Here is an 11,292-nt window from a genome sequence, read left to right as displayed (position 1 = left end):
GCCCCTCCCTCCCCATTCGCATCCAAAGGAGCCTCCCAGAGCGTCGAGTCCCTGCGGAGAGCGTCCACCCCCACCTCGCGCATCGGGCCTGGCGCTGGCGAGCGAGAAGTCCCCTCAAATGACGGGCGCAACCTCCTCAAACTCAGAGCTGACTTCGTCGTCCGCCCACTACGGTCAGGGCTTGTTGAGATCCAAGTTCGCATTGGCGATCAAGGCGTACTGGAGTTCGCGGTACGCCTCCGGGTCCTTGCGCTGGTACAGCTCCCTGATGGTGTCCAAGGTTCGCGCCTTCATCTGATCCCAAACCGCGCGGGCGTTGGCCTCCAATGCCCCTGAAAGGTCTCCATCCCCAGCAACTTTCACGAGGAGGTGGGTAATCGGCACCTTCTGGCCCTTGGACTGCGTCGTTCGCAGGTTTGGCTTCAGAAGAGGTGTGTTGAATAGCAGGTGGACGTCCTCGACCCGCCAAGGGACGTTGAGCTGCTCTGGCTCCCGGAGTTCTGCCATCTCATGAACCAGGAGCACGCCCTCTGGTTTCAGCTTTGCCAGAAGGGCGGCCAACTGCCTCGCCAGTTCGGAAAACGGGATGTGGTGCAGCGTGTTGACCACCATGATCACGTCAGCGGTAAGTTGCGACGAGGCAAGGAACGCCTCCCGATCATGAAACTCGGCCTGCGCGCCCACCTTGCCTGCTAGCGCCTTGACGTCATCGTGAATGGGCCGGTCAACAGCCACGTATGTGGCGTTCTTGAATAGCCCGGCCGACGCCAATCCGAGCAGGACGCGCCCAAGACCAACGCCGTAGTCGACAAGAACTACTCCAGGCCTGGAAAGCCGCTCCTGGACAGTGGACACCACCATCTCAATTTGGATGTCGCCTTGCTTGAACTCCGCAGCGTCATCCGCATTGGACAATAGAGCGCGGTAGAGCGCATCAGCATCCGATACGACAGTAGGAACCCATGCCCCATCCCGGAGCCTGGATGGGTACCCGCCTGCCGCGACAGTTTGGTTGATTGCCTCCTCGAACTCTGCAGGAGACAACGGGATTGTTCTCTCAAAATGCTCCTGCCTCCGGAGATGGTGCCAACAACCCCTCATGAACAAGGCAAGCAATTCATCGTCTGCCCGTTCGCACATCTCTTCAATTGAGGATGCGTCAACGCGCTTACTCAGGTCTTCCCCAGCCCCAGCCTGAACCATCTCGATGGCCCCACTCAAAAGCGTTTGGGGTAGCCCTTCCACATGCCTACGTACGAGGGCACGATTCGAGTCAGTAAACAGATGTAGGTTCTCCCAAGGGTCGGCCCTTTTGAGGACTATGCTGAGGCGGACACGGGTCTTGCGGTTGAATTGAGCGGCCATGATGCCATTGTGCTAGCGCATGACCTACTCTGCGGCAAGGTCCCTGAAGTTACCCTTACGCCCCACATGACTACGGCTGTAGTCAGACTCGCCTTCACTCCCGCCAGGGAAGATACCGCTCCGGTTCATTGAAGAGCTGAGTGTGCGAGCGGTCCAGAAGAGCCTGGCGGGACGGCATGCACCGGTGGGCGCGAAGGAAGAGCAGCTAGAGGCGCTTACCCACACGCACCTGAGACTCCTCCACCTTCTGGCGCGGCCTCCACATCATCCTGCACAGCTTCAGCGCCAATGCCCCACCCACGTTGGCCCCAGAGGGGAGCAGTGCAGTATGTTCGAAGGCAGAGCAAGGCCACTTGGTCCATACCACCCAGGGGTGAGCTCGGGCGGCCGGTAGCGCAACCTCGTCGAGAGCCAAGTCGACCAGTGTGAGTGCCCCCGACGGGTAGCGACGCGCAACGACAGGCGTTCCGCCCACTTCCTTTTGAGGGAGTCCACGTGCTCCCGGCCAGCGGGTCTTCTCAGCCCCTCTACGCCCGCCCGCCACCCTCAAACGGGCCCCCATCTGTCCTATATTTTGGACCACCTGTTCGGCATGACCTGGGAGCATGAGCGATGCATCACGGTGACGAGTACTTTGACGCGTTCAAACACGCGGCGCAGAAGTCGGTTGAACTCGGACTCATCAGAGGCGTTCCCGACAGACTACCCGAGATGGGGCGTGCCATCGACGCCCTTGACCTCGTCGGCCGCATGATCAACTCGATGCTGTATGAGTCGACACAGATCAGGATCATGTGTGGCCAGATTCACGTCGAGCTCTGGCGATGGCTCCGTTCAGAAGGGGTGAACTGTCTTGTCACAGTTGGCGACATTGAGGTCAGCGGAAAGCGTGAGTTCGGAACGACCTACGAGCGGCTGGAACTGGAACTGCGCGGCACTTTGCGGAATAGCGCCGAGCCGTACCCATTCCACGTCTGGCTGACATTTCCAGACAGCCACATCATCGACGTGACCTACTTCGTATACAAGCATCACGATCTCCTGCCCGTGCCGTGGAGGTGGAGCAAGTATGTTGTGTGCTCGGATCACTCGTTCTCGCGCGGCATGGACACGCGCTATGTTCCGTATTTGGTAGGCGATGCGACGATGGTCGAACGGATCATCTTCGACGAGCCTCTGGCACAAATCAGAAATCTCATGGAAACGCCGCAGGACCTCCTGGGCGCAATGGCTGCGTTCGGTGTTGGCGGTGAACCCGCGGCCACGCTCGGCGTTGCCAGCGAAGCGGCCCATGGGAAAGTTGGCCGCAACGAACCGTGTCGCTGCGGGAGTGGCCGGAAGTTCAAGCGATGCCACGGCTCCGGGGACTAAGCCTGAGCCTTACCGGACTTTCCCCAAGCAGGTCGTCTGCCGCCGTCAGGCTCGAATACGCCCAGTCAGGGCCGGTACCGCTCCGCCTCCTTGAAGAACTGGGTAAGCGAATACTCCAGCAGCGACTGGCGAGACTGCATGTACTGGCGGGCACGGAGGAAGAGCAGCCAGACGCGCTTGCCCACCCGTACCTGGGACTCTTCTATCTTCTGCCGCAGCACCCACGTCCCTCCCAACCGCCGCACCAGCACGCCCCCCAGGAAGGCGCCCAGCGCCGGGGCGGTGTGCCCCAGCCATGACGTTCGCTTCGTGCTGATCCGATCCCTTTGGCTGACCCCTAGCCTTTGACGCCCACATGCTCGCTCATTTCGACATGGGCGCGGGCCTGCGCGACACGTGCCTCCTCACTGTCGAAGTCGGCTGCGGTGAGCCGCAGCACCAAGAGAACGGAGCCATTGGGGAGGTCCACCACAGGGTGAGCAAGCATCGAAAGAATCCGCTCTCGACCTACGTTTTCTACGAGCACCGAACGAGATCAACGGAGGCGGACCAATACCATGTCGTCATCAGAATTCTCGGCCGTGAACTCCCTTCCGCGAGGGAAAAAGCCTCTTGGCAGCGGGCTGCGAGCAAAGGGGTTATGGATGAGGACGAAGTCATCACCCCACTTGCCGCCGCGCTCTGCTGCGTGCCGACTCACCTTAGCATCCGAATATACAATGGCGCTAATCCCTGCATGCTCGTCATCGGCAAACAGGGTAGTTGGCACAACCACGGATGCATTCGTCTGAACTTCCGACATAGCTGCTGGCCTGGGCTTCTTTATTACCCCCATCCTGGAAGTCCAACCTGAGTCTACGACCTCGAACGAAGAGGTGTTCACCTTGAAATATTGATGCCCAACAGGAAACACAGCACGAGCAGCAATAGGGAGATCACGCATTGCAACGAAAGCTAACGGGACGGCACCCGCGCTGACCGCCACAACATAAACATCCTCTGCCTTCACGCGACCGCGCTTAATTCGCCTGGCACGCTGGTTAACCTTAGACACAATGGCATTCGTGATACGAAGAATTATCTGATCCTCGGGCAAATAACCAACCCGTACGACGTCCAACGCAAGCTCCGATAGCTGGGGAACACTATTAGGGTTGTCCGGCTCGCCTGCATCAGCGGCAACAGCCTCGAACCAGACCGGGCGGCCATCTGGCAAGCGTACGAGCGCATCGGGGGCATCATCAGGGAGCTGCTCCAACTGAAAACCAAAATCTAGAAGTGCAGCGCAAAGGTACATCTCCCAGAAGCGTCGATGAGTCTGCCGCGGAAATTCACTCTGCCAATGGGCGGATGCGAGCGGTCGAAATCGCGACCACATCGCCTCCAGATACGTGCGCAGCTGCGCATGAAAGGGGACGTCCTCCAGAAGGGCCCTGTACTCTGGATCATCGTCCGATTGCGCATCTCGATGAAATAGTGGCATATCCATAGTTCAATCATCCATACACTGCATTCAAGGCATGGACCAGCAGGTCTACGTCACTTGGGCTCATGCATCATGCACTACGCGATTCAGGCCGCCCCGACCTGATTCTATCACGACACCGTCCTCTGCGCTTTTCAGCAGGCTGCGCGCCAGCCGACATTTCCTCGGACGCCGGTGGGCAGCATCTCTCCTTCAGGGCCGATACCGTTCCGACTCATGGAAGAACTGGGTAAGCGAGTAGTCTAGCAGCGCCTGACGGGGCTGCATGTACCGGCGGGCGCGGCGGCAGGCCAGGCAGACGCGCTTGCCACCTCGCACCTGGGACTCCTCCAGCTTCTGGCGCGGCCCCGCATCGTTCCGCCCGGCCACCGCAGCAACACGCCCACGTTGGCTCCAGCAGCTCCAGGGCAGGAGGAGTGCGGCGCGCTCGAAGGCAGCGCCAAGCCTCTTGGTCCATACCCCCCAGGGGTTAGGCCCGGGCGGCCGGTAGCTCCTCGACGCCCCATGGAGGGCTCGCTACTGTCCCCACGGTGAGCGGCGACTCCTTCAGGCCGCATGGGGAAGGCCCAATGCCCAAGAGGGTCCAGAGCGAGCTGAACGGCAGTGTGTTCGAGGCCTCTGACTTCCGCTGGGCGCTGCTCACCCTCAACCGGGAGCGGATGCTAACCGATGCCGAAATGGCGGCCTCCCCTGCCCAACTGCAAGAGTCTGACGGCCTGGCCGCGTGGGCGCGGACCGAGAGGGGTTGGGTGCCCGTCCACGTGCTAGAGCATCAGGAGCGGCCCAGTACGAATCACGAAGTTGCGATGGACGAATTCCGCCGGCTGGCAGGTGCGTACTTCCTGGAGCACTGGGATGAACGAGAACAGGCATATGCCGCGCTGTCCGAGCTGCCCATCTGGTGGGCTCAGCCGGGCTCTCCAGACTCCGAACCGAGCGGGCTCATCGGAGCCATGCGCTTTATGGCAGGAGAGGAATGGGGGGCGCGGCGCGGCGTCGCGACGGCGTCCGCTACGGTGTCCACCACGGCACGGAGCCAGCTGCCCTCACGGTAGGCAGCGAGGACGGTACGGCCTCCCCGTCGCGGAGAGAAGCTGACGACGGGAAGGGCGTAGACGAGAGGGCCCCGGTGAGTGGGCAACAAGCCCACTGCTTTCACGGCGCGGTGAATGAGCGAGGCCACGCCCAGCAAAAAGAGGTGGCGTATTTGATGCCTTACCCAACCCGACGAAATAGGCCATAGTGCCTGCGTCCACCCAGGGGTTCGGCTAGCCAGAGCAACTCATCCAACGGAGCCATCAGTGGGATACATCGAACTCAAGCTGGAGAAGAACAAACCGCCAGTGACGATGACTCTTCCCCAGAAGGTCATCGCAATAAATGGCACCATCTTCCAGCTTGGAACATCCACATGGAAAGGGGGGAACGGCGTTGTGTTCGACGCAACCAGATACACGCCGAAGAATGTTCTTGCCGGAACCTGCGCTGTTAAGTTCCTGAGGCAGCTTGACGCTGCGCGGGTAGATAGGTTCAGAAATGAGGTGAGAATACTTGATGAGGTTGGCGGCCAGAAAAACATTGCTGAGTTTTTTGGCCAAGGAGATTTGGAGTTCGCTGACAAGAAGGGACACACTACTCCTGTACCATGGATGGGAATGTCCATGGGTGGGAATAATTTTCGAGAAGTCATTCATAAGCTCGGGGTGATTCAGGGGAATGAATTCTGCGACGTTGCACTAGAGATGGCGGGTGCAATTAGCCACCTGCACGATGCCGGCTTCATTCATCGGGACATTAAGCCGGAGAATTTCGTGCGGAAGGCACATGGAAAAGGCGCCATGATGATTGACTTTGGAATCGCCAAGCGCGTGGGTGAGAATGTCGCCGGGCGACCATTGGATAAATTCACACAGATTACAGAGTTCGTTGGTCCTGCCAATTTCTCGTCACCCGAATTGCTTGCATATGCGCGGGACAAGACGCGCTTGGTAGATCATCGCTCCGACATGTTTCAATTCGGAAAGCTCCTTTGGTTCGTTGCGACGGGTGATGTCTCCGCAGGTATTCCTTCGAAAAGGCGAGACCCCTTCGGCGGCGCCTTGCATAGTTTGGTTCTCGATCTATTGCAGGACGAACCAGACGAGCGACTGGATGATATGGGGAAAGTTGTGACTCACCTGCAAGGGCTTCGAAGGTAGTGCCTTTGCCATAGCATCAATGTCAGAATTCATCTGCGTCGGCGACTAGGCACTATCCCGACGGGCCCACGCGCCGGATGTGGCAGGGCAACTTGCGTGCGGGCGAGGACAGCAAGCCCATGCACTTCGAGGTGACGGGCTCAGGCGACGAGGGCGTGACGCTGGTTCGGGCTTCAAGCCGGGAATGCTCGGAGACTGGCGCTGACTTCGCCCTGCGCCTGCACCGCTGAGGTCAGCTCTCGGTGTCGTCCTCGACACGCGTGAAGTTGGCCAAAAAATCACGCATCTTGACGACCCGGGATTCGCCGAGGCCATTTACGAGGTTGACGTCGAGGCGCTCGGTCATTTCCGGAAACTCGACCAGGAGGCTCTTCCCCGGAACCTCGACAGAGAACCCGCGGCGGATATCCACCTTCCAGACGGTCCCTCCGGCGGCGGCGCTGTTCTCGGTCCACGTGGACCCCAATGTTACATCGGCGGTGGTGTTCTTTGGGTTCATGTCCGGGAATCTAGCACGCCTCGTCATCCCGGGAGCGCCGCCGATTCTGCTCGGCATGACAAGTCCAATGAGCAGCAGTTGGCGCGTCGCCTCCAGGACAAGACGGGGGACTCCTACGGCAAGTCCCTCAACAACATGCGCCACACCCGACCCATCAGCGATGCTGGACCAGGCTTCGTGGAGCACTTGCATGCCGCTGCTCTCAAAGCCCTGAACACCCTCAACAACATACGCCACACCCGGCCCATCAGCGATGCTGGACCAGACTTCGTGGAGCACTGGCATGCCGCTGCTCTCGAAGCCCTGAACACCCCAAGGACCTGATGACCGCGCCCTGGGTCCGAGTCCTGGTGACGGAGCTCGCCCACGGCGTGCTGTCCTCGCTGGGGTATGCGGCGGGACATGCAGCGGTGCGCCGGTTGGATGAGCGGCTCAGTCCACCGTCTCCCGTGTCACCTGCGCCAGTCCCCGACTCGCGGCGTCGGGGCCCATCGCCACGGCGCACATCACTGGGCTGTGTCAGCCGTCCTGTTCGGGACCTGGACGTTGTTATCGAGGACGTCAACCGCCGTGACCTTTCTGGATGGTCGCAGCCCCAGCTCAGGCGCTGTCCCTGATCTCCGAACAGGAGCGCAGGACGATAGTCGGAAAGTTCAATTTGGCGAACTCCGCCATCGCCACCCGCTATGACAAGACGGCGACCTGCTACCTCGCCGTCTTGCACGTCGCGGCCATGATTCTCTGGCTGCGCTAATCAGGGACAGCCCCTAGCACGACGACAGCGGCGGTAGCAGTCGGCCCTCAGCAACCGCCGCTGTAGTGCGCACCTGCGTCCCAGTCAGGGCCGGTACCGCTCCGCCTCATGGAAGAACTGCGTGAGCGAGTAGTCCAGCAACGACTGGCAGGACTGCATGTACCGGCGGGCGCGGAGGAAAGGCAGCCAGACGCGCTTGCCCACCCGCACCTGGGATTCTTCCATCTTCTGCCGCAGCACCCACGTCCCTCCCAACCGCCGCACCAGCACGTCCCCCAGGTAAGCTCCGAGCGCTGGCGCAGTGTGCCCATCGATGAGTTGCCGTTCGTACCTCTTGGGGAAGTCTTCTCTCCAGAAGAAAAGGTCGAGATCCGTGATGGACTCGGCCGTCTCGTCCATGAGGGAGGGCACCTTCGTGTGCAGCGCTGCCACGAGACCTTCGGACAGGTCTCCGTAGGATTCGAGGACGCGCTCCGGATTCGCCACGTCCGATGGAAGGGCGACCGGCAGCCACTCATCCGGCACAGGAGGCCAGAAGGCGTTGAACTCGGCAATCTTCCGTTGCCGCTCGCTGATGGCGAACTCGTCCAGCAGCCGCGAGAGGAACGGCGCCACGTCAGGGTGGAAGCGCGGCTCAACGGGCACGAGCGCGGCGCGGCGCTCTTTCAGCGCGCGTAGCACCGTGTCGAAGTCGAGGTCCGGCCGCAGGTGGACATGGGCGCGGGCCTGCGCCACGCGCGCTTCCTCGTTGGCGAACTCGGCGGCAGTGGGCCACAGAACCAGGAGGACAGAACCGTTGGGAAGTTCCTCCACCAGGTGTGCCGGAGTCGAGAGCATCCGCTCGCGACCTATGCTCTCCACGAGCTTGGGGCCGAAGACGTTCAGCCAGAACACCTCGTAGACCTTGTCGAATCCATCCCGCCTACGTGTCGCCTCGTCGCGACCGAAGGAAGGAGCCCCCGCGAGTTGCCGGTCGGCCACACTATGCGCTGCAGCATGTTCCGCCGGATATCGGGATGCCCAAGCCCGAGCCATTGCCACCAAGCCGCGGCAGGCGTCCACATCTGCAAAAAAGGAGAGTGGCTGCACATCGAGACTGGCGCGCAAGGTGGACTGACCTTGTGCAAGCATGAGATTGAGCACCAGCGACACTGCGGGGCTCTCTGAACGGTACAGTCCGATGATCGATCCATACTCATCGCGACGTTCCTCTATCGCGCGCCACACGGCTTCTCTTGAATACCTACGCTTCCGGTTCGACTTGACGAGTGTCGGCATCCATCTGTCCGCATGCTTCTCAAGAGCAGCAAACAGAGGCGTCAATGCAGGTTCCACTCCATCGGGCGAGTCGAATGCGCCCTTGAAGGAGAAGCTCAGGCTATCTGCCTTGTTCAAGTCGTGCAGCGTCAGCAGTTTCATTGGAACAGCACCTCCACGCCCTTGATTCTCTCCTGTGCGGCATCGACCGCGTTGGCCAACATTTCCCGATCTTTAGGCAGAAGCTTTTCGCCTTCGTAGACAAGGCGCACCCGCTTCACAGCCGCCTGCTGTCGCATACCGTCCCGAAGAATTTTCAGCGTTCCACCGTAGTACTTCATCGCATTGCTCGCATCCGTATTCACCTGCACTTCCAAGTCCTCCTTCTTCAGGATGCTGAGGTTTCGACTCTTGAAGCTGAACGTCTCCACCCGAGGCGGCTGTCCCGGAGGGGGACGCTCCTCGATGACGAGGACATCAGCGTACCGGAAGTCCACCTTCGAGACGCCCACGTGCGTCTCAATGCGAGGTTGCTCGAAGTCGCCGAGCCAGCGCCGCTGGGCGCGGGGCAACGCTGCGTCCGCCTCCAGGATGGCAACCATGGTCCTCTCAAAGGCCATGCCCCGAGCATAGTAGGCGCGCATCCCCTCATAGCCCTCCCACTTCAGGGGGCCCTTGACGGCGTCACCGTCCCGAATCTCCTTCAGCCGCCTCTTGCGGTAGGCAACGTACTCCTGCCAGAGCGGCGCCCCCTGCTCGACTCCCGGCGGTGGCTCCTCGAGCTTCGGCGCCTGCTCCTTCAGCAGCTTCACGTCCTTCGGAAGCCGTGGACCCGAAGACTCCAGCTCCGCCAGGAACAGCTTCGCCTTCGCGGCCTCCGCAGCGCCCGCCTTGGCGTCCTGGGCGAAGAGGTCCAGGTTGTCGAATTGCCGCCTTGCCGCCGAAGACCGGGCGGGCTCGCGATTCACCCCTTCCCTCGTCGTTGCAGCCTTGGAGGACTCGCGGCTGGCCGCCTGCGACTCCGCGGCGGACACCTCGGCGTTCTGCTCGAAGAGGTCCAGGTTGACGGGCCGCTTCCCTGCGGAGCCCCTGCTGGCCACGGACTGGGCGGGCTCGCGGCTCGCAGCCTCCATCAGCACTGCCTGCGCCTTCGCGGGGTTTCCGCGCGCCTCGTAGAGCGCCAGCAGGCCCGCCTCGCCCCACTCGGCTGCCACCAGCGCGCCCTCGCGGCTCGCCTGGAGGTAGCGCAGCAAGTCGCGCGCGGCGGCGATGCCGAACTGCTCCTCCAGGCGCGCCAGCAGCGCCTTCATGCCGGCCACGTCGAGCGTCGGCATCTGGAGCCGCCTCAGCCCGCCGCGCGACTCCACCAGGGCTCGAGCACCCTTGCCCCCGGCGTACACCGCCACCACCAGCGCAGCCGGCGCCAGCTCGCGCGTGGCCTGCTCGTACTTGCCCTGCGCCAGCGAGTACGCCCCATGCCCCGTCCCCACCGCCAGGTGGTAGAAGCCCACCGGCACACCGAAGGTCAGGTGGTCGAAGGCTCCCGCCGAGAGGCTTCCCGGCGAGTAGTGCCTCTCCATCAGGGCCTTCTCCACCTCATCGATGGCTGCTTGGTAGGGCGACGGCATCTGCCCACGCATCGCCATGAGCTCCGTGTACCGGGCCTCACCGCTCACCAAGCTGCTGGAGAGCATGTCCCGGCCCGCGCGCCCAAGCCCGCGCAGCACGTCGCCGGCCTTCTCTCCTCGCTCCGGGAAGGTCCCCAGCTCCATGCCCCGCCGCTTCAGCTCCTCGCGGACGACGGGCATGCTGCCCAGCGTCTCCCCCAACTGCTTGTCGCGAGCCAGCCGCTGCACCACCTCGCGCAGCTCGTCGTCGAAGGCCGCATGGAGGACGAAGAGGCCGAGCACCTCGGAATACGGCACGCCGAACTTCTCCACGGACGTGACGAGGAAGGCCGCGCGCTTGCGACTGAGGACGGCCGAGGCCTGTTCGTCCAGAGGCCCCAGTGCGCCCAGGCGGACAGCGTCCCAGGCCGTGAGGGACTGCACCAGCGCGGCCATGTCCACCCCGCGCTGCATGGCCACGAACTCCGCGGGCGAGGCACACGCCAGGAAGGGCGCCAGCACCTCCCGGCTGGAGTCCAGGTGAGGCCAGCCCGAGGGCAAGGCCTTGCCGCCACAGACGAAGACGCCGCCCTCCCTGTTTGAGCCTCGCGCCCCGTCCCTGTCGACGACCACCCCCTGGAGCCCGCGTCGCAGACCCATCGGCCCTATCTCGGGCGGCCCATCCGCGGAGCCTGACTCCTCCCCCCGATACACACCTGCCGCCGCACTCCTCGCCGCATGGGTGGGCACTGAGA

The 11,292-nt window shown here is 62.2% G+C and carries 8 protein-coding genes and 1 pseudogene; 3 read left to right on the top strand and 6 right to left on the bottom strand.

Annotation, left to right across the window (positions count from 1 at the left end; all coding sequences use genetic code 11):
- Positions 1-174: 174 nt before the first annotated feature.
- Positions 175-1,365, bottom strand: coding sequence for a methyltransferase domain-containing protein (locus HUW62_RS41855; RefSeq protein ID WP_176437612.1), 1,191 nt, complete (start codon positions 1,363-1,365; stop codon positions 175-177).
- Positions 1,366-1,977: 612 nt separating this feature from the next.
- On the opposite strand from HUW62_RS41855, the gene HUW62_RS41850 reads away from it, so the two are divergent.
- Entirely contained in the window at positions 1,978-2,736 is a 759-nt protein-coding gene (locus HUW62_RS41850; RefSeq protein ID WP_176437611.1) for a YecA family protein, read from the top strand.
- A 65-nt stretch (positions 2,737-2,801) separates the two neighbouring features.
- Here the strand turns inward: HUW62_RS41850 and HUW62_RS41845 are convergent.
- A pseudogene (locus HUW62_RS41845) lies at positions 2,802-3,259 on the bottom strand (hypothetical protein); the annotation flags it as partial.
- A gap of 12 nt (positions 3,260-3,271) precedes the next feature.
- Entirely contained in the window at positions 3,272-4,225 is a 954-nt protein-coding gene (locus tag HUW62_RS41840; protein WP_176437610.1) for a hypothetical protein, read from the bottom strand.
- 566 nt (positions 4,226-4,791) lie between these two features.
- Here HUW62_RS41840 and HUW62_RS41835 point away from each other — a divergent pair.
- Both HUW62_RS41835 and HUW62_RS41830 read left to right on the top strand, forming a co-directional pair.
- Complete coding sequence (locus HUW62_RS41835) at positions 4,792-5,277, top strand: hypothetical protein (protein WP_176437609.1); 486 nt, start codon at positions 4,792-4,794, stop codon at positions 5,275-5,277.
- A gap of 246 nt (positions 5,278-5,523) precedes the next feature.
- Positions 5,524-6,420, top strand: coding sequence for a protein kinase (locus HUW62_RS41830; protein WP_176437608.1), 897 nt, complete (start codon positions 5,524-5,526; stop codon positions 6,418-6,420).
- 232 nt (positions 6,421-6,652) lie between these two features.
- Here HUW62_RS41830 and HUW62_RS41825 read toward each other — a convergent pair whose 3' ends face one another.
- From HUW62_RS41825 to HUW62_RS41815, 3 genes are all read right to left on the bottom strand, one after another.
- Complete coding sequence (locus tag HUW62_RS41825; RefSeq protein ID WP_176437607.1) at positions 6,653-7,204, bottom strand: hypothetical protein; 552 nt, start codon at positions 7,202-7,204, stop codon at positions 6,653-6,655.
- 553 nt (positions 7,205-7,757) lie between these two features.
- Positions 7,758-9,092 carry a hypothetical protein gene (locus HUW62_RS41820; protein WP_176437606.1) on the bottom strand — a complete coding sequence of 445 codons (1,335 nt, stop codon included), beginning with the start codon at positions 9,090-9,092 and terminating at the stop codon, positions 7,758-7,760.
- Entirely contained in the window at positions 9,089-11,251 is a 2,163-nt protein-coding gene (locus tag HUW62_RS41815; protein WP_176437605.1) for a hypothetical protein, read from the bottom strand. Before HUW62_RS41815 ends, HUW62_RS41820 begins: the two co-directional genes overlap by 4 nt.
- Between the last annotated feature and the right edge of the window lie 41 nt (positions 11,252-11,292).

It is taken from the genome of Myxococcus sp. AM011, assembly GCF_013372595.1.
Lineage (GTDB): Bacteria > Myxococcota > Myxococcia > Myxococcales > Myxococcaceae > Myxococcus > Myxococcus eversor.
This window is presented reverse-complemented; position numbering and strand designations above follow the sequence as displayed.